The 23,475-nt window shown below is 58.9% G+C and carries 26 protein-coding genes and 1 tRNA gene; 16 read left to right on the top strand and 11 right to left on the bottom strand.

All coding sequences use genetic code 11. The features are described 5' to 3' along the window. Nucleotides 1–3 precede the first annotated feature (3 nt). From pabB to BLV67_RS13110, 3 genes are all read left to right on the top strand, one after another. On the top strand, nt 4–1,347 hold the full coding sequence (pabB, locus tag BLV67_RS13120; protein WP_069787995.1) for an aminodeoxychorismate synthase component I: 1,344 nt from the start codon (nt 4–6) through the stop codon (nt 1,345–1,347). 227 nt (nt 1,348–1,574) lie between these two features. Further along, a complete protein-coding gene (locus tag BLV67_RS13115; protein ID WP_069787994.1) occupies nt 1,575–1,877 on the top strand; it encodes a type II toxin-antitoxin system HigB family toxin in 303 nt (100 codons plus the stop codon). Next, complete coding sequence (locus tag BLV67_RS13110; RefSeq protein WP_065929900.1) at nt 1,877–2,233, top strand: helix-turn-helix domain-containing protein; 357 nt, start codon at nt 1,877–1,879, stop codon at nt 2,231–2,233. Before BLV67_RS13115 ends, BLV67_RS13110 begins: the two co-directional genes overlap by 1 nt. A gap of 98 nt (nt 2,234–2,331) precedes the next feature. Here BLV67_RS13110 and thrH read toward each other — a convergent pair whose 3' ends face one another. Beyond that, a complete protein-coding gene (thrH, locus tag BLV67_RS13105) occupies nt 2,332–2,949 on the bottom strand; it encodes a bifunctional phosphoserine phosphatase/homoserine phosphotransferase ThrH (RefSeq protein ID WP_069787993.1) in 618 nt (205 codons plus the stop codon). Nucleotides 2,950–3,100: 151 nt separating this feature from the next. On the opposite strand from thrH, the gene BLV67_RS13100 reads away from it, so the two are divergent. The 3 genes from BLV67_RS13100 (at nt 3,101) to BLV67_RS13090 (ending at nt 6,569) form a co-directional block, all read left to right on the top strand. Then, nucleotides 3,101–3,835, top strand: coding sequence for a phosphoadenylyl-sulfate reductase (locus BLV67_RS13100; protein WP_069787992.1), 735 nt, complete (start codon nt 3,101–3,103; stop codon nt 3,833–3,835). 471 nt (nt 3,836–4,306) lie between these two features. Further along, on the top strand, nt 4,307–5,836 hold the full coding sequence (locus BLV67_RS13095) for an NCS1 family nucleobase:cation symporter-1 (protein ID WP_065929903.1): 1,530 nt from the start codon (nt 4,307–4,309) through the stop codon (nt 5,834–5,836). Nucleotides 5,837–5,849: 13 nt separating this feature from the next. Beyond that, nucleotides 5,850–6,569, top strand: coding sequence for an aspartate/glutamate racemase family protein (locus tag BLV67_RS13090; RefSeq protein ID WP_069787991.1), 720 nt, complete (start codon nt 5,850–5,852; stop codon nt 6,567–6,569). Between the two features lie 10 nt (nt 6,570–6,579). On the opposite strand, the gene BLV67_RS13085 is transcribed toward BLV67_RS13090, so the two are convergent. Beyond that, nucleotides 6,580–7,503 carry a LysR family transcriptional regulator gene (locus BLV67_RS13085; protein WP_069787990.1) on the bottom strand — a complete coding sequence of 308 codons (924 nt, stop codon included), beginning with the start codon at nt 7,501–7,503 and terminating at the stop codon, nt 6,580–6,582. A gap of 105 nt (nt 7,504–7,608) precedes the next feature. On the opposite strand from BLV67_RS13085, the gene BLV67_RS13080 reads away from it, so the two are divergent. Further along, on the top strand, nt 7,609–8,355 hold the full coding sequence (locus BLV67_RS13080; protein ID WP_065929906.1) for a 3-oxoacyl-ACP reductase family protein: 747 nt from the start codon (nt 7,609–7,611) through the stop codon (nt 8,353–8,355). Nucleotides 8,356–8,480: 125 nt separating this feature from the next. On the opposite strand, the gene BLV67_RS13075 is transcribed toward BLV67_RS13080, so the two are convergent. Then, complete coding sequence (locus BLV67_RS13075; RefSeq protein ID WP_069787989.1) at nt 8,481–9,170, bottom strand: HAD-IA family hydrolase; 690 nt, start codon at nt 9,168–9,170, stop codon at nt 8,481–8,483. 222 nt (nt 9,171–9,392) lie between these two features. Here BLV67_RS13075 and BLV67_RS13070 point away from each other — a divergent pair, with 222 nt between their 5' ends. Then, entirely contained in the window at nt 9,393–9,776 is a 384-nt protein-coding gene (locus tag BLV67_RS13070) for a DUF2784 domain-containing protein (protein ID WP_065929908.1), read from the top strand. Here the strand turns inward: BLV67_RS13070 and BLV67_RS13065 are convergent. Continuing rightward, the gene (locus BLV67_RS13065) at nt 9,736–10,704 is read right to left on the bottom strand and encodes an NAD-dependent epimerase/dehydratase family protein (protein ID WP_065929909.1); all 969 of its coding nucleotides are present in this window, start codon (nt 10,702–10,704) and stop codon (nt 9,736–9,738) included. The genes BLV67_RS13070 and BLV67_RS13065 overlap by 41 nt on opposite strands. A gap of 93 nt (nt 10,705–10,797) precedes the next feature. Between BLV67_RS13065 and BLV67_RS13060 the strand changes: the two genes are divergently transcribed. From BLV67_RS13060 to BLV67_RS13045, 4 genes are all read left to right on the top strand, one after another. Then, complete coding sequence (locus BLV67_RS13060; RefSeq protein WP_069787988.1) at nt 10,798–11,682, top strand: LysR family transcriptional regulator; 885 nt, start codon at nt 10,798–10,800, stop codon at nt 11,680–11,682. 54 nt (nt 11,683–11,736) lie between these two features. Beyond that, nucleotides 11,737–12,315, top strand: coding sequence for a DUF4337 domain-containing protein (locus BLV67_RS13055; RefSeq protein ID WP_065929911.1), 579 nt, complete (start codon nt 11,737–11,739; stop codon nt 12,313–12,315). A gap of 252 nt (nt 12,316–12,567) precedes the next feature. Then, nucleotides 12,568–12,903, top strand: a complete 336-nt coding sequence (locus BLV67_RS13050; protein ID WP_056861597.1) for a hypothetical protein — start codon at nt 12,568–12,570, stop codon at nt 12,901–12,903. 68 nt (nt 12,904–12,971) lie between these two features. Then, on the top strand, nt 12,972–14,012 hold the full coding sequence (locus BLV67_RS13045; protein ID WP_069787987.1) for an EamA family transporter: 1,041 nt from the start codon (nt 12,972–12,974) through the stop codon (nt 14,010–14,012). Between the two features lie 71 nt (nt 14,013–14,083). On the opposite strand, the gene BLV67_RS13040 is transcribed toward BLV67_RS13045, so the two are convergent. From BLV67_RS13040 to BLV67_RS33675, 4 genes are all read right to left on the bottom strand, one after another. Continuing rightward, the gene (locus BLV67_RS13040; RefSeq protein WP_065929913.1) at nt 14,084–14,443 is read right to left on the bottom strand and encodes a hypothetical protein; all 360 of its coding nucleotides are present in this window, start codon (nt 14,441–14,443) and stop codon (nt 14,084–14,086) included. After that, nucleotides 14,444–15,418, bottom strand: coding sequence for a hypothetical protein (locus BLV67_RS13035; RefSeq protein WP_069787986.1), 975 nt, complete (start codon nt 15,416–15,418; stop codon nt 14,444–14,446). Between the two features lie 235 nt (nt 15,419–15,653). Next, on the bottom strand, nt 15,654–16,112 hold the full coding sequence (locus tag BLV67_RS13030; protein WP_065929914.1) for a DUF2442 domain-containing protein: 459 nt from the start codon (nt 16,110–16,112) through the stop codon (nt 15,654–15,656). Between the two features lie 3 nt (nt 16,113–16,115). Next, nucleotides 16,116–16,310, bottom strand: coding sequence for a DUF4160 domain-containing protein (locus tag BLV67_RS33675; protein ID WP_074854473.1), 195 nt, complete (start codon nt 16,308–16,310; stop codon nt 16,116–16,118). A gap of 468 nt (nt 16,311–16,778) precedes the next feature. On the opposite strand from BLV67_RS33675, the gene BLV67_RS13020 reads away from it, so the two are divergent. Then, nucleotides 16,779–17,051, top strand: coding sequence for a short-chain dehydrogenase (locus BLV67_RS13020; RefSeq protein ID WP_065929915.1), 273 nt, complete (start codon nt 16,779–16,781; stop codon nt 17,049–17,051). Between the two features lie 268 nt (nt 17,052–17,319). On the opposite strand, the gene BLV67_RS13015 is transcribed toward BLV67_RS13020, so the two are convergent. Next, nucleotides 17,320–17,409, bottom strand: a tRNA-Ser gene (locus BLV67_RS13015). Nucleotides 17,410–17,745: 336 nt separating this feature from the next. Here BLV67_RS13015 and BLV67_RS13010 point away from each other — a divergent pair. From BLV67_RS13010 to BLV67_RS13000, 3 genes are all read left to right on the top strand, one after another. After that, entirely contained in the window at nt 17,746–18,438 is a 693-nt protein-coding gene (locus tag BLV67_RS13010; protein ID WP_069787985.1) for a crotonase/enoyl-CoA hydratase family protein, read from the top strand. A gap of 213 nt (nt 18,439–18,651) precedes the next feature. Further along, nucleotides 18,652–19,398 carry a lysophospholipid acyltransferase family protein gene (locus BLV67_RS13005; RefSeq protein ID WP_065929916.1) on the top strand — a complete coding sequence of 249 codons (747 nt, stop codon included), beginning with the start codon at nt 18,652–18,654 and terminating at the stop codon, nt 19,396–19,398. Between the two features lie 42 nt (nt 19,399–19,440). Next, a complete protein-coding gene (locus BLV67_RS13000) occupies nt 19,441–20,412 on the top strand; it encodes a magnesium and cobalt transport protein CorA (protein ID WP_065929917.1) in 972 nt (323 codons plus the stop codon). Here the strand turns inward: BLV67_RS13000 and BLV67_RS12995 are convergent. Both BLV67_RS12995 and BLV67_RS12990 read right to left on the bottom strand, forming a co-directional pair. Continuing rightward, nucleotides 20,409–21,134: an amidotransferase gene (locus BLV67_RS12995; protein WP_065929918.1), complete on the bottom strand. Its 726-nt coding sequence runs from the start codon at nt 21,132–21,134 to the stop codon at nt 20,409–20,411. The two genes, BLV67_RS13000 and BLV67_RS12995, sit on opposite strands and share 4 nt — an antisense overlap. Before the next feature lie 188 nt (nt 21,135–21,322). Next, a complete protein-coding gene (locus BLV67_RS12990) occupies nt 21,323–23,470 on the bottom strand; it encodes a 3-hydroxyacyl-CoA dehydrogenase NAD-binding domain-containing protein (protein ID WP_069787984.1) in 2,148 nt (715 codons plus the stop codon). Nucleotides 23,471–23,475: the final 5 nt, after the last annotated feature.

Below are 23,475 nucleotides of genomic sequence, written 5' to 3'. Positions count from 1 at the left end.
GCAATGTCGACCTGCTCCGTACACCCGCTGCCCTACCGGGCCAACCCCGCCGACTACTTTGCGGCGATTCGTCATGCCCCTGGCGCAGTGCTGCTCGACAGTGGCCGCCCGGCTGCCGAACGCGGGCGTTATGACCTGCTCAGCGCCTGGCCGCACGCGACATTGACGGTAGCGCCTGACGAAAGTGGCGCTGATTTCCTGCAACGCTTGCGGGCAAACCTGACGCAATTGGGCGAAGCGGATCTGCCGGCAGGTTACGCGCTGCCCTTCGCTGGCGGCCTGATTGGCTACTTGAGTTATGACTTTGGCCGGCACCTGGAGCAACTGCCTGATTGGGCCGTGGATGACCTGCACCTGCCGGATGCGCGCTTCGGCCTGTATGCCTGGGCGCTGATCAGCGATCACCAGGCGCAGACCAGCCAGTTGGTATTCCACCCTGCGTTGGCCGACAGCGAACGGCTTCGGTTGCTCGACCTGTTTGGGCAACCAACGGCTGAATCATCTGACACCTTCAAGCTGAACGGTCCCATGGCGCCGGACCTCACGCCCGAGGCCTACCGACAGGCCATCGTGCGTATTCAGGCCTACATCCAGGCAGGCGACTGCTACCAGGTCAACTTTGCGCAACGTTTTCGCGCGCCCTGTGCCGGCGATCCCTGGGTCGCGTATTGCGCGCTGCGTGAGGCCTGCCCTACACCGTTTTCCGGGTTTCAGAGCTTGCCGGATGACGGCGCGATACTCAGTCTGTCGCCGGAACGTTTCGTGCAGATCAGCGAACGCCAGGTGGAGACCCGCCCGATCAAAGGCACCCGCCCGCGGGGTTTGACGCCGGAAGAGGATGCCGCCAACGCCGCCGAACTCCTGGCCAGCCCCAAGGATCGCGCCGAAAACCTGATGATTGTCGACCTGCTGCGCAACGACCTCGGCCGCACGTGCCGCACCGGCTCGGTAAAGGTGCCGGAGTTGTTCAGCCTGGAAAGCTACCCCAATGTGCACCACTTGGTGAGCAGCGTGACCGGGGTGCTGGCCGATGACAAAGACGCCCTCGACCTGATCGCCGGCAGCTTCCCTGGCGGCTCCATCACCGGCGCGCCGAAGATCCGCGCGATGCAGATCATCGATGAGCTGGAGCCGACCCGGCGCGGGTTGTACTGCGGCTCGCTGGTGTATCTGGATGTACGCGGCGAAATGGACAGCTCCATCGCCATCCGCAGTCTGCTGGTCAAGGACGGGCACGTGAACTGCTGGGGCGGCGGCGGGATCGTGGCGGATTCGCAATGGGAGGCAGAGTATCAAGAGTCGCTGACCAAAGTACGGGTCTTGTTACACACGTTGGAAAACCTGTAGCACCCCGCCTTTCCTGGCGCTCGCACGCGGCGCCCAGCGACAGAAAAAACCTGAATCAGAACGGCTGTGGACGAAGTATGAGCGGGCCGATAGCGTCCGGTTCAGACCGTCCACCCGCCACCTGTGAAGGATCACATGAAGCGACTGCCTATTCGTCAGAAATTAATTCCGAGATTGCATCTCACACCAACCCCACCTAATATCTCCCAAATTGGGAGGATACAGCGATGCGGATAATCGCTCTCTCGACCTTACGGACATTCTGGGAAAGCCATCCCGCTTATACCGATGCCAAGACACCGCTGGTCGAGCTGTATCGCCATATGGAGAGGACCACTTACACAACGCCACAGGCACTCAAGGCAGAGCTTAGAACGGCGAGTATTCTCAAGGGCAGCCGGGTGGTGTTTAACGTGGGCGGCAACAAGTATCGAGTGATCATGGCGATCGACTATCAACGACAGCTGGGGTTCGTGCGTTTCGCGGGCACCCATATGCAATATGACCAGATCAACGCGGAGACCGTGTGATGAACATCAAACCTATTCATTCCCAGGAAGACCTGGCTGCCGCGCTTGCGCGTGTGGAGCAGCTTTGGGGCGCGCCAATCGGCTCGCCTGAGGGTGACGAGCTGGAAATTCTCGCCGTACTCATCGAGAAGTACGAGGCGGAACACTTTCCCATGCCACCTTCGGACCCGGTGGAAGCGATTAAATTTCGCATGGAACAGCTTGGCATGACAGCCCGTGATCTGGAGCCCTTCATTGGCACCAGCGGGCGGGTGTCAGAGGTGCTGAACCACAAGCGCAAGCTGAGCCTGTCGATGATCAAACGGCTGCACGAAGGCTTGAGCATTCCTTATGAGCGGTTACTGGCCGGAGTTTAAGCAGTGGCCGCACGGACCTCATCGCAGGCAAGCCAGCTCCCACGGGTGATGTGGGAGCTGGCTTGCCTGCGATGGGGCCATCAACAGCGCTGGGTGTATTACAGGCTCAACTGCCGATTCGACGCCTTGATAAATTCTTTCTTCAAGTCCTCAAAGGTGTGCACCGCCGGGAACTGCGGGAACTCGCGAATCACATTTTCCGGCGCATGAAACAGAATCCCACGGTCAGCTTCACCCAGCATCGTGGTGTCATTGTAGGAATCGCCAGCGGCGATCACGCGGTAGTAAAGGGTCTTGAACGCCAGCACGGACTGGCGCTTAGGGTCTTTCTGACGCAGTTGATAGCTCACCACTCGATCATTTTCATCAGTGATCAGGCGGTGGCACAGCAAGGTCGGGAAACCGAGCTGGCGCATCAATGGCTGGGAAAATTCGTAGAAGGTGTCCGACAGAATCACTACCTGGAAGCGTTCGCGCAGCCAGTTGACGAACTCCATAGCGCCATCCAGCGGCTTGAGGGTGGCGATCACTTCCTGGATATCGGCAAGTTTGAGCCCATGCTCGTCAAGAATGCGCAGACGCTGCTTCATCAGCACGTCGTAGTCGGGAATGTCACGAGTGGTGGCCCGCAGGGATTCAATACCGGTTTTTTCGGCGAAGGCGATCCAGATTTCCGGGACCAGCACCCCTTCCAGGTCGAGACAGGCAATTTCCACAAGACACTCCTATTGGATGTTATTAGTTGAGCGAGCAAAAGGACTGCCGAACTCTAGCGATTCAAGCGCGGCGCCGCAACGCAGAGCGGATTTTGATACCATCGCTCCCCTATAGAGCGCTCAGCGCCACTGACCTGTAGGAACCGTCCTGATGAACCAAGCCTTCGACGTCGCTGAACTCGCCGCGACTTATGCCAACAAATCCGCCCAGGACATTCTCAAACTGGCATTCGGCCAGTTCGGTGATGACCTGTGGATTTCCTTCAGCGGTGCCGAGGATGTGGTGCTGGTCGATATGGCTTGGAAGCTGAACAAGAACGTCAAGGTGTTCAGCCTCGACACCGGCCGCCTGCACCCGGAGACCTACCGGTTTATCGAGCAGGTGCGCGACTTCTACAAGATCGACATCGAGCTGATTTCGCCGGACCAGAGCAAGCTGGAACCCTTCGTCAAAGAGAAAGGCCTGTTCAGCTTCTACAAAGACGGCCATGGTGAATGCTGTGGCATACGCAAGATCGAACCGCTGCGCCGCAAGCTGTCCGGCGTGAACGCCTGGGCCACCGGCCAACGCCGTGACCAGAGCCCCGGCACTCGCAGCCAGGTGGCGGCGCTGGAGATCGATACGGCGTTATCCACCCCGGAGCGCACCCTGTACAAATTCAACCCGCTGGCGCAGATGACCAGCGAGGAAGTCTGGGGCTACATCCGCATGCTGGAGCTGCCCTACAACAGCCTGCATGAGCGCGGGTTTATCAGCATCGGCTGCGAGCCCTGCACCCGCCCGGTATTGCCCAACCAGCACGAGCGCGAAGGGCGTTGGTGGTGGGAGGAAGCCACGCAGAAGGAATGTGGGCTGCATGCTGGGAATATCATCAGCAAGGCTTGAAAGCTAACACGGTAAAAAAGTGTGGGAGCGGGCTTGCTCGCGAAGGCGGTGGATCAGTCACTTATAAGTCGACTGGCACGCCGTCTTCGCGAGCAAGCCCGCTCCCACATTTTGTTTTGCACCGCCTATAGAAAATGTACACATCAATGTAACCATAAGTGCCATTTATGTGTGCAATTCTGGGGCATTCGCACCAAAACGTAACACCCATTTACGCACGCTGTTCGACGCTTCAATAACGCGCCTCCCCGTCAAAAAATAAATACCTGTTCAATCGGTCAATTTATATTTCTTTTAATTCAGCTAGTTATTTATCTAACCTATAAAAACGAAATTAGCCCATATTTTCATAGACCCGAAACTGGCACACGTGTGGCTTAAGGTGAGTAGCGCTTTGTATACAATAAATACAAAACATACATACACTTTGCCATCTGCACTGTTCCTGCAGATGCGCCGGAGCCTGCCGGAATGCGTACAAGCCTCTCGAATGACATCGCACTGGATCTGCCCTCCTCTTCCCTGAACCCCGAGGCGGCAAGCCTCGGCCCATTGGTGCTCAGCCCACGCCTGCACAACAAGGACCTGGCGCCCACCAAAGCCGAAGGCCGACGCTGGGGGCGTTACAGCATCTTCGCGTTGTGGACCAACGACGTGCACAACATCGCCAACTATTCGTTTGCCATCGGCTTGTATGCGCTGGGCCTCGGCGGCTGGCAGATCCTGTTGTCCCTGGGGATCGGCGCGGCGCTGGTGTATTTCTTCATGAACTTGTCGGGGTTTATGGGCCAGAAAACCGGCGTGCCGTTTCCGGTGATCAGCCGTATCAGTTTCGGCATCCATGGTGCGCAGATCCCGGCGTTGATCCGCGCGGTGATTGCGATTGCCTGGTTTGGTATTCAGACCTACCTGGCCTCGGTGGTTTTCCGTGTGCTGCTGTCGGCGATTCATCCAGGATTTGCCGACTATGACCACAACTCGATTCTCGGCCTGTCGACCCTGGGCTGGGCGTGTTTTATAACGATCTGGTTTGTGCAACTGGCGATCCTGGCCTACGGCATGGAAATGGTGCGCCGCTATGAAGCCTTCGCCGGGCCGGTGATTCTGGTGACCGTGGCGTCGCTGGCCGGCTGGATGTACTTTCAGGTCGGCGGCAATATCGCCTGGTCGATCCGCGAGCCTCTGAGCGGCGGCGAGATGTGGCGCAACATTTTTGCCGGTGGCGCGCTGTGGCTGAGCATCTACGGCACGCTGATCCTCAATTTCTGCGATTTCGCCCGCTCCTCGCCCTGCCGCAAGACCATCCTGGTCGGCAACTTCTGGGGCTTGCCGGTGAATATCCTGGTGTTTGCCGCGATCACCGTGTTGCTCTGCGGCGGGCAGTTCCAGCTCAATGGCCGGGTGATCGAAAGCCCGACCGAAATCATCGCGGCCATCCCCAATACCTTCTTCCTCGTGCTGGGCTGCCTGGCGTTCCTGATCGTTACCGTGGCGGTGAACATCATGGCCAACTTTGTCGCGCCGGCCTTTGTGCTCAGCAACCTGGCGCCCAAGTACCTGAACTTCCGGCGCGCCGGGTTGATCAGCGCCACTGTGGCGGTGCTGATCCTGCCGTGGAACCTCTACAACAGCCCGCTGGTGATCGTGTATTTCCTCTCCGGGCTGGGTGCGCTGCTGGGGCCGCTGTATGGGGTGATCATGGTCGATTATTGGCTGATCCGTAAAAGCCAGGTGGATGTACTGCAGCTGTATAGCGAAGACCCGAATGGCGTTTATTACTACAGCCGTGGGGTCAATTTACGCGCGGTCGCGGCGTTTATTCCGGCGGCAGTCATCGCGATTCTGCTGGCGCTGTTGCCGGGTTTTGCCAGTGTGGCACCGTTTTCCTGGCTGTTTGGCGCCGGTATTGCAGGGCTGTTGTACTTGCTGATTGCCAAGCGCCAAGGGTTCTACGCCGATGTCAGCGGCGAAAGCATTGCAGTCGATAACGTCAGTCATTAATCAAGGACATTCCATGCGTATCCTCGTGGTCAACGTCAACACCACCGCCTCCATCACCGAGACCATCGCCCAGCAGGCGCGGGCCGTGGCTTCACCGGGCACCGAGATTGTCGGGCTCACCCCGTTCTTCGGTGCGGAATCAGTGGAGGGCAACTTTGAAAGCTACCTGGCCGCCATCGCGGTGATGGACCGGGTGATGGCCTACGACCAGCCGTTTGATGCGGTGATCCAGGCCGGCTACGGCGAACACGGCCGTGAAGGTTTGCAGGAATTGCTCAACGTACCGGTGGTGGATATCACCGAAGCGGCGGCCAGCACGGCGATGTTTCTGGGCCATGCCTATTCGGTGGTGACTACCCTGGACCGCACCGTGCCGCTGATTGAAGACCGCTTGAAACTCGCGGGTCTCTATCAACGCTGCGCCTCGGTGCGCGCCAGCGGCATGGCAGTGCTGGAACTGGAAGAAGACCCGCTGGCCGCCATGGAAGCCATCGTGCGCGAGGCGGAGCTGGCCATTCGCGACGACAAGGCCGAAGTCATCTGCCTGGGCTGCGGCGGCATGGCCGGGCTGGATGAGCAGATTCGCCAGCGTACCGGCGTGCCGGTGGTAGATGGCGTCACGGCGGCGGTGACCATTGCCGAATCCCTGGTGCGCCTGGGGTTGTCGACGTCGAAGATCAGGACTTACGCAACGCCAAGGCCGAAGAAGGTGATCGGCTGGCCAGGTCGGTAGATTGCCTTGATCAAATCGCGCTGAATGCTTGCCCCAGTTTCTGCTCGGCAAACTGCTCGATGATGAAGTCGACAAACGCCCGGGTCTTGCCGGGCAGCAGTTTGTGTTCAGCGTAGTAAATGGAGATGTTGCCATCGTCGACGTACCAGTCGGGCAGTACGCGTACCAACTTGCCGGTCGCCAGCCAAGGCACGGCAAACGGCATGCTCACCAGCGCGATGCCCAACCCTTGACCTGCCGCGACGCAGGCCGCCTGGGAATCGCTCATGGTCATGCGCGCCTTGAGGTTCAGCGGCGCGTGCCCGCCGTGGCGGCCGGTCAGTTGCCAGGACCGCACGCGGCCGGTTTGTGGCGAACGAATCAGAATGCCTTCGCAGTGCTCAAGGTCGTCGGGCTGCAACACCCTCGCACGTGTCGCCAGATAATCGGGTGAGGCCACCAGCACTCGATGCGCCGGCGCGAGCTTACGCGCGACCACGCCCTGAGGCAGTTCAAAACCGCCGCCCAATGCCGCGTCGAAGCCTTGGCCAATCAGATCAACCTGGCGATTATCAAAATGCCAGTCGGGGCTGATATCCGGGAAGCGTTTTAGAAACTCACCCAACAACGGCACGATGTATAAACAGCCGACCACCGTGCCCATGCTGACTTTCAAGGTTCCCACCGGCCGCCCTTCGGCGCTGGCCAGGTTGGCCACCGCGTTCTGGATGGTGGTGAGGCTGGCGCTGACTTCTTCGAGGAACAGCTTGCCGGCTTCGGTCAGCGTCAGCCGCCGGGTGCTGCGCTGAAACAGCCGAACACCCAGGCGCGCTTCCAGCTTGGCGACGCTTTTACCGACTGCCGCCGGGGTCAAACTCAGATGCCGCGCGGCTTCGGCAAAGCTGCCACCTTCGGCGCTGCGCACGAAACATTCGATACTGCCAAAGCTCTCCATATCGACCACTCTAAACTTTTGGTTTACACAGACTATAGCAATCACGGTCTACCGGCTGGAGTGGGTGAGGCCGATACTCGGTCCATCAACTACTTGGAGATCGACATGACCACACTCAACCTCAGCGGCAAAGTTGCATTGATCCAGGGCGGTTCCCGCGGCATTGGCGCTGCCATCGTCAAGCGTCTGGCAGCGCAGGGTGCAACCGTCGCCTTTACCTACGTCAGCTCCGCCGCCAAGGCCGAAGAACTGCAAAACAGCGTGATCAGCGCAGGCGGCAAAGCCTTGGCGATTCAGGCCGACAGCGCCGATGCCACGGCAATTCGCAACGCGGTCAACGCCACCGTCGAAGCCTTTGGGCGCCTGGATATTCTGGTGAACAACGCCGGCGTGCTGGCCATCGCGCCACTGGAAGACTTCACGCTGGAAGACTTCGATCAGACCTTGGCGATCAATGTGCGCAGTGTATTTATCGCCACTCAGGAGGCGGCCAAACACATGGGCGAAGGCGGCCGCGTGATCAATATCGGCAGCACCAATGCCGAGCGCATGCCGTTCGGCGGTGGCGGGCCGTATGCGATGAGCAAGGCGGCGCTGGTGGGGCTGACCAAGGGCCTGGCCCGGGATCTGGGACCGCGTGGCATCACCATCAACAATGTGCAGCCTGGGCCGGTGGATACCGATATGAACCCGGCGGACAGTGAGTTTGCGGCGAGTTTGATGGGGTTGATGGCGGTCGGGCGGTATGGGCAGGTGGAGGAGATTGCCAGCTTCGTGGCGTACCTGGCCGGCCCGGAAGCGGGCTACATCACAGGTGCGAGCCTGACCATCGATGGTGGTTTCAGCGCTTAAAACCTCTGCCGCACCGCAAAACCCAATGTGGGAGCTGGCTTGTCGGGTCGCCGCATCGCTGCGATGGCGTCCTCAAAATTGCTATCGCAGGCAAGCCAGCTCCCACATTTTTTGAGCGTGTTGGGTCAGGACATCGGTGGCAAGCCGTAGGCCGCCAGGTCAAAGTCCGCCAGCTTGCGGATGATCTGGTCGGCATGCTGGTACTTGCTGTCGGCCATGGCTTCATCGGGCACGGCGATGGCGGTCATGTGGGCGGCCTTGGCGGCGGTCACGCCAAACGGCGAGTCTTCGAACACAAGGCAATCCTCGGGCGCGACACCCAGGCGGCGGGCGGCGGTGAGGAAGATATCCGGCGCAGGTTTGGCGGCCCCCACTTCAGGGTCATCGGCGGTGACGATCGTGCCGAACAAACCAAACCATTCACGGTGCAAGGTGGTCTTGTGGCCAAACGAATGGCGCGACGAACTGGTGCCCACGGCAATCGGGATGTTGTGCGCCTTCAAGTGCCGCACCAGCGCTTCAGCGCCGGGCATGCCCAAGGCTTTGGGGAAACGCTCGCTCATCAAAGGCTCGCGAATCTGCAGAAACTCCGCCGGTGTGATCGGCAAGTCCAGTGCCTTCACCACATATTCGGCCAGGTCCTGAGCGCCTCGGCCGATGATATGCTGCTTGATGCCCCAATCGTAGGTGCGGCCGTAGCGTTCGGCGATGATCCGTGTGACTTCGGTGTAGATGCCTTCGGTATCCAGCAACAACCCGTCCATATCGAAAATCACGGCCTTGATGGGACCGACTGCGGTACGCGGTACATTCATCGCAACAGAACCTTGGGGGAAGGACTAAAAGGATTCAGCACAATAGCGGCCTACAGCGTAGGTAAGCAACCTTGGCGGCCCTCCACCCTGCGGCGCTATTCAAGGTGCCCACAGTGCGCTGTACTTGTATGACTTCAACCGCAGCAACACGCCAAAAAAACTGCGCGTGTTTATCGACTACCTGCAAACTCAACGCCAGCCCTGATAAAAGCGAACCTCTTCATGCTCTATCGCATTGCCGCCGACAGCCTCGTACTGTTCCACCTGTGTTTTATCCTGTTCGTGCTGTTTGGCGGCTTGCTGGCGCTCAAGTGGCGGCCAGTCATGTGGCTGCACCTGCCCGCTGCGACCTGGGGCGTGGCGGTGGAAGTGTTCCATCTGCCCTGCCCGCTGACCCGCTGGGAGAACCTGCTGCGTCACCTCGCCGGGCAGGACGGTTATGGCGGCGGTTTTATCGAGCATTACCTCCTTGCACTGATCTACCCGGCCGGGCTGACCCCACAGATTCAGCTGGGGCTGGGCGCCGTGGTGCTGCTGGTGAATATCGCGGTGTATGTGCGCTTGATCAGACGGCGTCAGGCAAACAACCCAGACCGAGCAATGTAGCTTCCACCGCCTGCTCCAGCGGCGTGTGCGGCTCGCGCCCCAAAGCCGCGACCAACCGCGTGTTGTCCAGACGCAACGGGGTTTGCCACAGGTAACGCATCTCCTGCATCTCGCGAAGGGTGACGGCAAAGGGCGCAGCCACTTTCAGCAACCACCATGGGAAACGACCTGCGCGTGGTTGCTGGCCGGTCCTGCGCAGCACCACCTGTTGTATCGCCTGGGTCATCTGCGTGCCGTCCGTGTCCATATGCCCGGCCATGTGAAAGCGCGCAAAAGCCTCCAGGGTTGACCGGCGTTCAAGCAGCTCGACCATGGTGCGCGCCACGTCCGGCAGATAAGCCCATTGGTGCGCCACACCCGGCGCGCCCGGATAGCTCACGGCGTGTACCGGTTTGCCGGGTTTGATCAAGCCTTGGGCAAACCAGTTGTTGGCCACCCGCGCGCCGAAAAAATCCCCGGCGCGCACAATCAGCACACGGGCGCCACGGCGGGACGCCTGTTCCAGACGCTGCTCCAGTTGTACGCGAATAGCCCCCTTGCGCGTTCGCGGGTGCTGCGGCGAATCCTCATACAGCACCGGAAACACATCCGGCCCGAAGTTGTAGACCGTGCCCGGCAACACAATCGTCGCGCCCTCGGCGATGGCCGCCGCAATGCTGTTGTCGATCATCGGTATGACCAGCTCAGCCCAATGGCGATAACCCGGAGGGTTGACGGCATGCACGATCACCGCACAACCACGGGCGGCGGCGCGTACCTCATCACGGTTGAGCGCGTCGCCCTCGACCCAGGAGAAGTCGGCATTCGCCCGGCGGGCCTTGCCCACATCCCGCGTCAGCGCACACACCTCCCAGCCAGACGCGTGCAGTTGCCGCGCCACTTCACCGCCGATCCCGCCGGTTGCACCCAGCACCAGAACCTTGCTCATCACCTTCTCCTACACGGGTTGGTGAGGCCAGTGTGTGTGCGGCCTTGCTATAGATAAATTGCCGAAGACCATCCAGCCGCTATACATTTATGCATGGCATCGACAATTGGATGGGAGCTTTACCGGTCGTTCCTCGGCGTACTCAAGGAGGGATCGTTATCGGGTGCTGCGCGGCAGCTCGGTATCACACAGCCTACAGTGGGCCGGCACATCGCTGCGCTGGAATCCGAGCTGGGCGTGGTGCTGTTCACCCGCTCGCCTACCGGGTTGCTGCCGACGGCCGTGGCCCACACCTTGCGCGCCCATGCCGACACCATGGAACGCACCGCCGCCGCCCTGGAGCGGGCCGCGTCTGCCCACGGCGATGAAGTGCGCGGCGTGGTGAGGGTGTCCGCCAGCGAAGTGGTCGGCGTGGAAGTGCTGCCGCCGATCATCACCCAGCTGCGCCGCCAACACCCACGCCTGCGGGTTGAGCTGGTGCTGACCAACCGCCTCAGCGACCTGCTGCAACTGGAAGCCGACATCGCCGTGCGCATGGTCCGCCCCAGTCAGGCGCAACTGCTGGCGCAGCGCGTCGGCCTGATTGAGGTCGGCTTGCACGCCCGCGACGATTACCTGCAACGGCATGGCATGCCTCTGCACATGCAGGATCTGGTCAACCATTGCGTCATCGGTTTCGATCAGGAAAACGCGTTTATCCGCAGCCTGGCCATCAAGGGCTTTGAACGCAGCGCCTTCGCCATCAGCAGCGACAGCGACCTGGCGCAACTGGCGCTGATCCGCGCCGGTGCCGGTATCGGCGGCTGCCAGGTGCAACTGGCCCAGCGCGACCCGCGTTTGCGTCGGGTACTGCCCGATGGCTTTGCGCTCAAACTGGACACCTGGGTGACCATGCACGAAGACCTGCGCAACAGCCCGCGCTGCCGCGTGACATTTGATGCGCTGGTGCAGGGTTTGCAGCGTTACGTACAGGCTTGAGACAGCTTCACTGGTAAAGAATCAGACTCCCTCAGTCCCTTCATAGACGCCCCCATGTCCGAAGCCTTCGAAGTCCCCAGCCCCCACGAAAAACACCTTGAACACACCACCGAACATGCGCACGGGCGCGGTGACAACTTTGCCAGCCGCATCGCCGTAATGACCGCATTGATGGCCACCCTGGGTGCCATGCTCAGCTACCAGGCCGGCTCCACCGAGAGCGAAGCAGCGATGGACAAGAACAACGCCGCCATCATCAAGACCGAAGCCGCCAACCAGTGGAACTACTACCAGGCCAAATCCAGCCGCCAGAACCTGGCGGAGCTGGCCACGCATATTCCGGGTGTGGATGCCGCGCATTACAAGGACGAGATCGAGCGCTACAAGGGCCAGAAGGAAGAGGTGCGCAAACAGGCCGAGAAGCTTGAGGCGACATCCAAGGAATGGGATCAGAAATCCGAAGAGGCGCTGCACCAGCATCACCGCTGGGCGCAGGCGATGACCGCGATTCAGATCGCAATTTCGTTGGCGGCGATTACGTTGCTGACGCGCAAGGAGTGGCTCAAGCGTATGTCTTATACCGCAGGTGGTGTGGCAGTGGTGCTGGGTAGTCTGGCGTGGCTGCACCTCTGACTGACTGAACGCGGTTAAACAGGTGGGAGCTGGCTTGCCTGCGATTGCGGTGGGCCAGCTCCCACATTACCCGTATGCCCGGCGGTGAACTCTGGAAATCCAGATCCTGACCCGCGTACGTCCTACGGCGCGTTTTACGTGCAGGCCTGAAAATGAAACATCCGGGTAATTTATTTCAATCTGCCCGTGTGGGGATTAAAGTAGCGCCCCCTCGAGAATTGAATCCCGGGGGTCAGTCCATGGAGTTTCACAGTGAAGTACGTCAGTAAAGTAGTTGCCGCAGCTGTTCTCGGTTTCACCCTCGCAGGCTGCACCGGCACCGCCATCAAATCCCCGCAGTACGACAGCAGCCAATACACCGTTTTGGGCCACAGTGAAGGCAGCGCCACCGGCGTGATGTTGCTCGGCATCATCCCGATCGGCCAGAACAGCCGCTTCGTGCGCGCCCAGGATGCCGCCATCAAGGCCAAAGGCGGCGACGCGCTGATCAACACTCAAGTGCAGGAAAAATGGTTCTGGGCCTGGGTCCTGAACGGTTACACCACCAAGATCTCGGGTGATGTGATCAAGCTGAAAACCGCGCAGTAAGTCTCAAGTTGTCAGGGCGCTGACCCTGGCAAGCGACGTATCATGGGTCAACCTTTCGAGGACGGCCCATGAACCTCAGCATCGTTTACGCACTCGCCGCCGCCGCCCTGTTCGGCGCCAGCACCCCGCTCGCCAAAAGCCTCGGCCTGGACCTTTCGCCCATACTGCTTGCCGGCCTGCTCTACCTCGGCAGCGGCCTCGGCCTGGCCTGCGTGCGCCTTATCCGTGATCGCGGCTGGAAACCCAGCGGGCTGACCCGCCCTGAATGGCCCTGGCTGCTCGGCGCCATCGCCTTCGGCGGCATCCTCGGCCCGGTTGCCCTGATGTTCGGCCTGACCCGCACCACCGGCGCGACCGCCTCCCTGATGCTCAACCTTGAATCGGTGCTGACCGCCGTGATCGCCTGGCTGGTGTTCAGAGAAAACGCCGACCGCCGCATCGTCCTCGGCATGCTCGCGATCGTGCTGGGCGGCGTGGTGTTGTCATGGTCCGACGGCGGCGGCGCCAGCCACGACTGGACCGGGCCGTTTGCCGTGGCGCTGGCGTGTGCATGCTGGGGGATTGATAACAACCTGACGCGCAAAGTCTCGGCCTCGGATGCGCTGTTTATCGCCGGCGCCAAGGGGTTGATTGCCGGGCTGGTGAATGGCAGCCTGGCGCTCTACCTCGGCGCGCAGATTCCGGGTGTGGCACAGCTGGCGCCTATCCTGCTGGTTGGTTTTTTGGGGTATGGCATCAGCCTGGTCATGTTCGTGCTGGCGTTACGCGGGTTGGGCAGTGCGCGCACGGGCGCTTACTTTTCGACGGCGCCGTTCCTGGGTGCCGCCGTTGCCCTGCTGGCATTTGGGGAATCGGTAACGGTGGCGTTCTGGATTGCATCAGCGTTGATGGCCGTGGGCGTGTGGCTGCACCTGACGGAGCGGCATGCCCATGAGCATCTGCATGAGGCGACGGAACACGGGCATCGGCATGTGCACGATGAACATCATCAGCATGAGCACGGATTTGAGTGGGACTCGGCGCAGCCGCACAGTCATGTGCATGTTCATAGTGTGATGCGGCATAGCCATGCGCATTTTCCGGATGTGCATCATCGGCATCGGCATTGAGGGCCTGACGACAGAAGTCTACCGGATGACAATATGGGAAAGGGCGAAAGACAGTCGCCCAAAAAGGCGGATTAGTTTTCTATAAAAAGCCAGGCGACACACATGACGGTAGCGGAAGTGAAAGCAATCAGTGTCGGTATGACCATCCAATATTTGAGATGTCGTGGGATTTTTTCAACGTCCTCAACCCGCACTAAACGCCTCCATTGGAGTACTTTTGGCATAAGAATGATGGTGGCCATGGCGAATACGCGCACTTGTCGGCCTTCAAATGGAGCATTACGAAAAATGCGCTTGTGCATGGCTACATAGTCGCTGTGCTCCACAAAGCGTTCTGCTGCATCGAGCTTTTTGAACATGACAAAAAAAGTGAGAGGAAGGCTGAGCAGCATGATGACGCCCGCACACATGCCGATGTATTCGAAGACCATTTAATCCCTCACCGCCTCATAGAGAACTTTTCCCGTGCTTTCTCCGAGAGCGCTTGCAGCTTTGCCTAAAACGAGTCCGCCTGTGGCGCCGCCAACGATGGCACACCCCAAGGCTCCGGCACCTGCTGTAGGTATGCCGAAAACAACCATGCAGGCGCCTATTCCTACAGAGGCACCTATACTTCCACCTAACGATGCACCACCGACTCCAAACACTAACTTACCCCCTTCAACATACGTCGCCTGCGTACACGCTTGCTCACGCCCCGTGGAACACGCCTCCGTTATCTCCAGCGCCGTCGCCCCAACATCCAGCGCTATGCCAATGTAAGTCCCCTTCTTCAATATTTGCGAGGCCTTGGCCAAATGCTTGACCCTTTCCTCGTACCCGCGAATTTCTCCGTGGTGCCAATAGCTTTTACTGGAAATCCCCAACATCTTTTTAATCGAACCTTCGTTTTTCAACCCCGTACCAAAGCGCGCCATGCCCGAGAGTTGGCTATCCAACTTGGCAAACAGCGACCTTCGCTTAACCAAAAACTCCTCCCTCGCCCCAGTGGTACCTTTGCTCAAATACTGCTTATGCAAATCCTCGATTTCGATAAGGGTCTTCTCAACTTGCGCCAAATGCTTGCTCCATGCACTGCTGGCACTGCCGATGCCAAGGGACGAATAGGTCAAGATGGCCTGCACCTGATCATAGTTTTTGATCAGAAATTGGTCAGTTGCGGAGTGCGCCAACAGGGCGAGCTTTATATTTTGCGCCGAGCGCATCAGCTGTGCTTCTTCAGCGGTGCAAGCGGCGGTTCGGCTATCCCCGATGATCACCAATTGCCCCGGCAACACCACCGTGTTGCGAATGTGCTGGTTGAGGGTGTCGAACTTGGTGTGTGTATACGGATCAAGCGCCAGGCTTAGTTTAAGCAATGGATAAGGCTGGGGATTTTCATTGATAAATGCGTAGGGTCCCTGCATGCGTGCACCTCCAAGTGGCTGAGGCGCAGGACTATAAGAAAGCGTAACGGCGTAGGTAAGACGTGCAGAGGGGTGGTTTTAACGTTTCAGAAATGGACTACCTTAATCCAGGTATGTGCCTACTCATTGCGCGCGTCTACTGATCATGTGTACACATCGCACAGGACGGTAGCTTTTCAACAAAATGAATTAGAGCGGCTCAATTGACCGCCCTTTTTGCGTAATACCGGGACCTTCAGGCGTAGTGCCCTTTGTAACCTTTATGCTCGTACTCCCAGCCCTTGCACGCCAGCCCCACATGCTTGGGAATCAAAGCAGCGCCGCTGCTATAGGCGGTGATGGTCCTGCGAGAGAACCCCAACTCCACAGCCGCTGCGGAAAGGGACAGGTTGTTACTGAGCATCCACTGCCGGAAATCCTGTGTCAGCATCACCTCACCGGATTGCTCCAATGCTAGACGGTGCAGCGTGACAGCTGACAGTTCGAGGTCGTTACCCCACGTCACATCAAACCCCCACTCACCGACTTCTACTTGGCTAAATCGAGCCAAATCCAGAAGAGGTTTGAGGACCGAAAAGGCATTTATATGATCGAGAAGATCAACGGTATGCCGCTTGCCGTTATTCCATTCGATCTGTAAGGCATGCTTGCCGGCAACTGGTTGCACAGCAGAGATGCGAAGCTTGCTGGTCATAAGTCAGTTCCTCCGGTTTTGTTCATCCCATACGCGCTTGAGATCCGCGATATGAGCTTTTGCCCAAAGCAGGGCGGCTTTCAAGGCCTTTGTTTCTGCCCCCGTACCGAGCACAACAAGCCCTTCTATCTGAACCAACGACTCGCCATCCGGCGTCTGCACGTGAAAGTGCGGCGGTGCGTGGTCGTCGGGATAGATTTTTATTTCCAGCTTCGTCCACTGTGAAGGGTCGACATGGAGGTGGACGCTAGAGAAAAAATTTCCCTAGCACAAGTGTAATTTCAAACGCTTACTCGATTTGCCGCTCTCAAGGTTGCAGGGTTCGTAGGTAGGACTGCCCATGCCCAGCAATCCAGGCAACGTCCTACAAACCGTTCAGAAGCGTCGGCCTCGCACTTCAAAATCGTCGAGCCTATAGTCACTCGGTCGCCCACATGGCGGCCGGGTTTGGCGACTCGACTATTAAGACGGCAGAAGTCTCCCGGCAGATTTGCGGGATGCGCCTGCACGCAATAAGCTGCTCAACGGCAGCTGTGCGTGGGAGACCTTCGGGTCTGCCGGTCTTTGTCCGTTCTTAAACCGGTTCGCCAACCTGCGTACAGCGGCCACCTTTTGTTTGGCGACAAATGCGTGGCTCATATTCCTCTAAGTGAACGGACTTAACGCATGAACCAATACATAGCCCTCACCAGCAACGACAGCGCCACCCCTGCTCTTTTTGTCGATACCACCGTCCCCCTGGAAATCCTCCTCGACGCCGCGAGTTTTCGGCTGCGTGCCGTCACCCAAGTCCTTGAGAACCTTGCACTGCGCAGCGAGATCAGCAGTGATGCCGTTGTTCTCAGTGATTTTGCCTTGCTGTGTTCAATCCCGTTACGCGATGGCTGCGACTTGCTGGACGTGATAGGCCGGCGCATGGATATGCCTTGCGCCGCATGATTTAAAAAAGACACGTTTTCACACGCCAGAAACTATAAAACCCCTGACTTCTCACGAAACCAGGGGTTTTGTTTGTCACAGGGGTGCTTGAAGAATAAAAAAACCGTCCCCCGTTTTGCTTTTTCGATTCCTCAGTACGCTTGCTAGCGCAGCCCTGTCTGGCGAGGTGTATTCCCAGGCATGTTCCCAAACGGCTCTTTTTCAAACGCCAAAAACCACAAACCCCCGACTTTCTCTAGGAAAATCAGGGGTTTGTGTTTACTTAATGTGGCGGTGAAGGAGAGATTCGAACTCTCGATACAATTTCTTGTATACACACTTTCCAGGCGTGCTCCTTAAGCCACTCGGACACTTCACCGTATCTCGTCAAACCAGTTCAGTCTGTCGAGGCGCGCTAATGTAGTCGAAAGCCTTTCTGATGGCAAAGGTTTTTTTCAGAATTTTCATGCGCTTAGACGGTTATGCCGTGACTCGCCTGGTGAGGGGCGGTGAATCTGCCATTCTTGGGCATTGGTCGTGGGCGTCTGGCACGGCGGCTGTGCCCTGCTGCGGGCCGTCTACCCTTGGGCAAGCGGCAAAAGTCTGACTGTGTAGTCAGTCACGGCGCTTTACCAGGGCGGGCGTGGTGGGTAACGTCTGCGCATGCGCTTCTATTAACAGCCTATCTATAACAATTCCTACAAGGAACCGCGTCATGAGTGAGTTGATTGCCTACCACTTCGAAGACGGTATCGCGACCCTGACCTTGAGCAACGGCAAGGTAAACGCCATTTCTCCGGCAGTGGTTGCTGAGTTCAACACTGCGCTGGATCAGGCCGAGAAGGATCGGGCGGTGGTGATCATCACCGGTACGCCGGGGATTCTGTCGGGTGGTTATGATTTGAAGGTGATGACGGCCGGGCCCAAAGAAGCCATTGGCCTGGTGACGTCGGGTTCGACGTTGGCGCGGCGCCTGTTGTCGCACCCGTTTCCGGTGATTGTGGCGTGCCCTGGGCATGCGGTGGCCAAGGGTGCGTTCCTGCTGTTGTCGGCGGATTACCGGATTGGTGTGGAAGGCCCGTTCAGCATTGGCCTGAACGAAGTGGCGATCGGCATGACCATGCACCACGCCGGTATCGAGTTGGCGCGGGATCGTTTGCGTAAATCTGCGTTTCATCGTTCGGTGATCAATGCCGAGATGTTTGATCCGCAGGGCGCGTTGGGCGCTGGCTTCCTGGATAAGGTGGTGGCGCCGGATGAGTTGCACGCAGCGGCCCTGGAAGCGGCGCGGCAGTTGAAGAAGATCAATATGAATGCCCACAAGCACACCAAGCTGAAGGTGCGTAAGGCACTGCTGGAAGCCCTGGATGATGCAATTATTCAGGATCAGGGCCACAACCTGGGCTAATGCCCTATCGCTGATGTGCCAAAGCCCGACCTTGAGTCGGGCTTTTTCTTACAAATAAATCCGAAACGTCTTTAGCCGCTCTAGTCGGGCTGTGTCGGCAGACGTTGAAACATGTGCTTAAACATCGCCTATCTCCTACGTCTGTAGGGGCAATTGCCGAATACAGTGCACATCCGTACACTGCGCCACCTTTTGTCCCGATGGGCTGTGTCGATGCTTTTTCTGTTACGTATGTTGTTGATGGGCCTGCACTTTATGGTCGCCGGGGTATTGGGCGTGCTTTTGGGTGTGTGCCGGCCGTTCAACCCGGACAACAGCCGCCTGTGTGCTCGCCTCTATGCATTGCCTGCCATGCGTATTCTGGGCCTGCACCTGAAGGCCGATGTCGACTCGCTGCGTAACAAGCCCGGCACCTGTGTGGTCATCGCCAACCATCAGTCCAACTATGACCTGTTTATATTCGGCAACGTGGTGCCCCATCGCACCGTGTGTATCGCCAAAAAGAGTCTGAAGTGGGTGCCGTTGTTCGGCCAGTTGTTCTGGCTGGCGGGCAACGTGTTGATTGACCGCGGCAATGCGCACAAGGCGCGCCGGGCGATGCTTACCACCACACAGACCTTGCAGCATGAGGACACCTCGATTTGGGTGTTCGCCGAAGGCACGCGCAACCTGGGTAACGGTTTGCTGCCGTTCAAGAAAGGCGCGTTCCATATGGCAATTGCGGCCGGCGTACCGATTGTGCAGGTGTGCGCCAGCACTTACGTCAAGCATATGCAGCTCAATCGCTGGAACAGCGGTGGCGTGCTCATACGCTCGTTGCCGCCGATTCCAACCTGTGGGCTGACTTCGGATGACATCCCGGCGCTGATGCAGACCTGTCAGGCGCAGATGGAAGACTGCATCGCGGCAATGGACCGCGAACTGCAAAATGCCGCAACAATAGAACTCCCCTCCAGCTAAGCTGCCCAACACCTGTCCTCCTAACAAGAAGCGATCAGCACCATGGGTAGAGTTGTTGCGGCAGCCGTTTACAGCGCCGGTAAGAAAGTCACGGATATCACCCTCGACGAAGGCGCCGCCTGGGCCGCTAAACCCGACCACTTCGTGTGGATCGGCCTGGAAGAACCCAACGCCCAGGAACTGGCCAACCTGCAACGCCAGTTCAACCTGCATGAACTGGCCATCGAAGACGCCCTGGAAAAACACAGCCGCCCCAAGCTTGAAACCTTCGGCGATGCGCTGTTTATCGTCACCTATTCACCGGTGCGCGAGAACGGCAAGCTGGAGTTTATCGAAACCCATATTTTTGCCGGCAATGGCTACATCATCACTGCGCGCAACGGTCACTCGGCGTCCTACGGTTTTGTGCGCCAGCGCTGTGAGGCGCGGCCGTTGTTGCTGGAGCATGGGGAAGATTTCGTACTCTATGCGCTGCTGGATTTCGTCACCGAAAACTACCAACCGGTGAGCGAAGCGATCCACGCCGAGATTGATGAGCTGGAACGCAACGTGCTGTGCAGTTCCCTGAGCGAGCGCGATATCCAGAACCTGCATGGCCTGCGCCGCGATGTGCTGCGCCTCAAGCGGTATGTGGCGCCGATGGTGGAGATCAGCCAGGAGCTGCAGAAGCTCAGTTTCCCGTTTATCGACAAGAATATGCGCCCGTATTTTCGTGATGTGCAGATCCACGTGACGCGGCAGATGGAAGACCTCACCACCCTGCGCGACATCGCCAGCCAGACCATCGAGATTGGTGTGTTACTGGAGGCTTCACGGCAAAGCGTGGTGCAGCGCAAGTTCGCCGCCTGGGCGGCGATTCTGGCGTTCCCCACGGCGGTGGCGGGGATTTACGGGATGAACTTCCAGAACATGCCCGAGCTGCAATGGCACTACGGCTATTTTGCGGTGCTCGGGTTGATTGCGGTGGGCTGCACCAGTTTATGGGCCAGCTTTAAACGCTCGGGCTGGCTTTAAACCGCCGTATCTGGCTTGTGGGCGACAAAGCGCATCATCCATTCCGCCACGGTAGCGCCATGGTGGTCACGCGCCAGGCTGGCCACGCCGTGGGTGTAGACCTTTTCGCCGAGTGTTGTCTGAAGAATCTCCAGCAACTCGCGGGAATAGTCGTGGATAAATTCCGGATGGCCCTGGAAGCACAGCACCTGGTCTTCGATGTGGTACGCGGCATACGGGCAGAAATCGCTGGAGGCGATCACGGTGGCGTTGGCCGGCAACGTGGTGACCTGGTCCTGATGGCTGATCAGCAAGGTCAGTTCTTCCACCACCGGGCTCATCCACGGCGCCTTGGCGTTGAGCTTGTAGTCGTGGATGCCCATGCCCCAGCCTTGGCTGGCGCGCTCGGTCTTGCCGCCCAGCAGCAGCGCGAGTAACTGGTGGCCGAAACACACGCCCAGCAGCTTGTCGCCACGCTTATAGCGCTCCAGCAGGTAGGTTTTGAGGGTCTGGATCCACGGGTCGGTGCCGAAGGAGTCGGCCTTGCTGCCGGTGATCAGGTAGGCGTCAAACACCTCGTCGGCAGGCGGGTATTCGCCCTGCACCACGTTGTAGATGACGAATTCGGCGGCAATCGGTTGCTTGGAGAACAGGCGCTTGAACATCTGCCCGTACCCTTGGTATTGATCGATCAAGCCTGGACGCAGGATATCGGTTTCCAGGATACAGACGCGTAGCGACATAAAAAATACCTGACACGGTGATGGGAATAATGCACAGCCCAGAGCCTGCCTTGAAACACCCCAGCAAAGCAAGTCCCACCGAGTGAACACTTGTGGGAGCCGGGCTTGCCCGCGATGGCGTCATATCAGCCGATATTGCAGTGGCTGGCATACCGCTATCGCGGGCAAGCCCGGCTCCCACATTTTGATCACTGGAAGGTTTCGTCCCGTGCAGCCTTCTCAAGCAACAACGCCGGCGGCGAGAACCGCTCCCCGTATTGCTCGGCCAGGTAACGCGCCCGGGCAATAAAGTCGTTCAGGCCATACTGGTTGATAAACTGCAGCGCGCCGCCGCTCCACGCGGCAAAACCTATGCCGAAGATCGACCCCACGTTGGCATCCGCCGTGGACAGCAACACGCCCTCCTCCACGCACCGCACGGTTTCAATCGCCTGGATAAACAGTAAACGGTCGCGCACATCCTGCGCTGAGATCTGTTTGCCGGCTTGTTCGAAGCGGGTTTTCAGCTCGGGCCACAGATGCTTGTGCCCGCCTGCGGGGTAGTCGTAAAAACCGCCGCCTGCCGCCTTGCCCATGCGCTTGTATTCATTCACCAACAGATCGATCACAGCCGTCGCAGGGTGAACCGGCAGCGCTTTGCCTTCGGCTTGCAGATCCTTCGCCGTTTGCTGTCGGATATGACTCATCAAGCTGAGGGACACTTCATCCGACACCGCCAGCGGCCCCACCGGCATGCCGGCCTTGCGCGCCTCGGTTTCGATCATCGGCGCGGACACGCCTTCGCCGAGCATGGCGATGCCTTCGTTGGTGAAGGTGCCGAACACCCGCGAGGTGAAGAAGCCACGGCTGTCGTTGACCACGATCGGGGTTTTCTTGATTTGCAGGACGAAATCAAAACCTCGAACCAGGGTTTCGTCGCTTGTGTGGGCGCCCTTGATGATTTCCACCAGCGGCATCTTGTCGACGGGGCTGAAGAAATGCAGGCCGATGAATTTGCCTTGATCGGGCACCGCTGTCGCCAGGCCGCTGATGGGCAAGGTGGAGGTATTAGAGGCGATCACGGCCTCGCTGCCGACCACGCTTTGCGCCGCCGCCGTGACCTTGGCTTTGAGCTCACGGTCTTCATATACGGCTTCGATAACCAGGTCGCAACCGGCCAGGTCGGCATCGGAGGCCGTAGGATGAATCCGCGCCAGGGTGCTTTCCCGCTGTTCGGCGGTCAATTGCCCACGGCTGACTTTCTTGTCCAGCAGCGCCGCCGAATGCGCCTTGCCCTTCTCGGCCGCCGCCAGATTAATGTCCTTAAGCACCACCTCGACGCCCGCACAGGCACTCACATACGCAATGCCTGCGCCCATCATCCCGGCGCCCAGCACGCCCACCTTGCGCGTGATATAAGGGGCAAAACCTTTGGGCCGTGAGCTGCCGGCGTTGATCTCATTGAGCTGGAACCAGAAGGTGCCGATCATGTTTTTCGCCACTTGCCCGGTGACCAGTTCGGTGAAGTAGCGGGTTTCGATCAGGTGCGCGGTGTCGAAATCCACTTGGGCACCTTCCACAGCCGCACAGAGAATTTTCTCCGGCGCGGGGAAGCAGCCATTGGTTTTACTGCGCAAAATCGACGGGGCGATGGCCAGCATTTGCGCAACTTTTGGATTTGACGGTGTGCCGCCGGGGATCTGGTATCCCTTGTTGTCCCACGGTTGTTTGGCCTCGGGGTTCGCCAAAATCCAGGCGCGGGATTTGGCCAGCAGTTCATCAAGGTTTGCCGCCAGCGCATTGATCAAACCCGCCTGCAAAGCCTGCTGCGGCCGCACTTTTTTACCTTCCAGCAAATACGGCAAAGCCTTCTCCAACCCGAGCATGCGCACCATGCGCACTACCCCGCCGCCGCCCGGTAACAGGCCGAGGGTGACTTCCGGCAGGCCAAGCTGGGTGGATTGGTCATCCAGCGCCACGCGGTAATGACACGCCAGGCAAATCTCCCAGCCACCGCCCAGCGCTGCACCATTGATCGCGGCCACCACCGGTTTGCCAAGAGTTTCCAGGCGGCGCAGTTGCGCCTTCAACACCAGCACGCTGTCGTAGAAAGCCTTGGCGTGGGCTTTGTCGACTTTGATCAGTTCATTGAGGTCGCCACCGGCGAAGAAGGTCTTCTTCGCTGAGGTGATAACGACGCCGGCGATGTCGGCCTTTTCCGCCTCAAGACGTGTGACAGTGGCCGCCATGGCCTCGCGGTACACGCCGTTCATGGTGTTGGCGCTCTGGCCGGGCATGTCGAGGGTCAGCACCACAATCTGGTCCTGGCCTTTTTCGTAACGAATGGCTTCGGTCATGACAA

Origin of the sequence: Pseudomonas salomonii (assembly GCF_900107155.1) — a bacterium.
Classification (GTDB): Bacteria; Pseudomonadota; Gammaproteobacteria; order Pseudomonadales; family Pseudomonadaceae; genus Aquipseudomonas; species Aquipseudomonas salomonii.
Note: the sequence above shows the minus strand (reverse complement) of the source record. Positions and strands in the feature narration are given on the sequence as shown.

What these genes read in the sequence shown, in the direction of transcription:
- BLV67_RS13045 (WP_069787987.1), top strand. Translation starts at nt 12,972, where the DNA reads ATGAACCTCAGCATCGTTTACGCACTCGCCGCCGCCGCCCTGTTCGGC.
- BLV67_RS13055 (WP_065929911.1), top strand. Translation starts at nt 11,737, where the DNA reads ATGTCCGAAGCCTTCGAAGTCCCCAGCCCCCACGAAAAACACCTTGAA.
- BLV67_RS13090 (WP_069787991.1), top strand. Translation starts at nt 5,850, where the DNA reads ATGCGTATCCTCGTGGTCAACGTCAACACCACCGCCTCCATCACCGAG.
- BLV67_RS13115 (WP_069787994.1), top strand. Translation starts at nt 1,575, where the DNA reads ATGCGGATAATCGCTCTCTCGACCTTACGGACATTCTGGGAAAGCCAT.
- BLV67_RS13065 (WP_065929909.1), bottom strand. Translation starts at nt 10,704, where the DNA reads ATGAGCAAGGTTCTGGTGCTGGGTGCAACCGGCGGGATCGGCGGTGAA.
- BLV67_RS13110 (WP_065929900.1), top strand. Translation starts at nt 1,877, where the DNA reads ATGAACATCAAACCTATTCATTCCCAGGAAGACCTGGCTGCCGCGCTT.
- BLV67_RS13020 (WP_065929915.1), top strand. Translation starts at nt 16,779, where the DNA reads ATGAACCAATACATAGCCCTCACCAGCAACGACAGCGCCACCCCTGCT.
- BLV67_RS13035 (WP_069787986.1), bottom strand. Translation starts at nt 15,418, where the DNA reads ATGCAGGGACCCTACGCATTTATCAATGAAAATCCCCAGCCTTATCCA.
- BLV67_RS13095 (WP_065929903.1), top strand. Translation starts at nt 4,307, where the DNA reads ATGCGTACAAGCCTCTCGAATGACATCGCACTGGATCTGCCCTCCTCT.
- BLV67_RS13010 (WP_069787985.1), top strand. Translation starts at nt 17,746, where the DNA reads ATGAGTGAGTTGATTGCCTACCACTTCGAAGACGGTATCGCGACCCTG.
- pabB (WP_069787995.1), top strand. Translation starts at nt 4, where the DNA reads ATGTCGACCTGCTCCGTACACCCGCTGCCCTACCGGGCCAACCCCGCC.
- BLV67_RS13000 (WP_065929917.1), top strand. Translation starts at nt 19,441, where the DNA reads ATGGGTAGAGTTGTTGCGGCAGCCGTTTACAGCGCCGGTAAGAAAGTC.
- BLV67_RS12995 (WP_065929918.1), bottom strand. Translation starts at nt 21,134, where the DNA reads ATGTCGCTACGCGTCTGTATCCTGGAAACCGATATCCTGCGTCCAGGC.
- BLV67_RS13030 (WP_065929914.1), bottom strand. Translation starts at nt 16,112, where the DNA reads ATGACCAGCAAGCTTCGCATCTCTGCTGTGCAACCAGTTGCCGGCAAG.
- BLV67_RS13085 (WP_069787990.1), bottom strand. Translation starts at nt 7,503, where the DNA reads ATGGAGAGCTTTGGCAGTATCGAATGTTTCGTGCGCAGCGCCGAAGGT.
- BLV67_RS13060 (WP_069787988.1), top strand. Translation starts at nt 10,798, where the DNA reads ATGGCATCGACAATTGGATGGGAGCTTTACCGGTCGTTCCTCGGCGTA.
- BLV67_RS13075 (WP_069787989.1), bottom strand. Translation starts at nt 9,170, where the DNA reads ATGAATGTACCGCGTACCGCAGTCGGTCCCATCAAGGCCGTGATTTTC.
- BLV67_RS13070 (WP_065929908.1), top strand. Translation starts at nt 9,393, where the DNA reads ATGCTCTATCGCATTGCCGCCGACAGCCTCGTACTGTTCCACCTGTGT.
- BLV67_RS13005 (WP_065929916.1), top strand. Translation starts at nt 18,652, where the DNA reads ATGCTTTTTCTGTTACGTATGTTGTTGATGGGCCTGCACTTTATGGTC.
- BLV67_RS12990 (WP_069787984.1), bottom strand. Translation starts at nt 23,470, where the DNA reads ATGACCGAAGCCATTCGTTACGAAAAAGGCCAGGACCAGATTGTGGTG.
- BLV67_RS13080 (WP_065929906.1), top strand. Translation starts at nt 7,609, where the DNA reads ATGACCACACTCAACCTCAGCGGCAAAGTTGCATTGATCCAGGGCGGT.
- BLV67_RS13100 (WP_069787992.1), top strand. Translation starts at nt 3,101, where the DNA reads ATGAACCAAGCCTTCGACGTCGCTGAACTCGCCGCGACTTATGCCAAC.
- BLV67_RS13040 (WP_065929913.1), bottom strand. Translation starts at nt 14,443, where the DNA reads ATGGTCTTCGAATACATCGGCATGTGTGCGGGCGTCATCATGCTGCTC.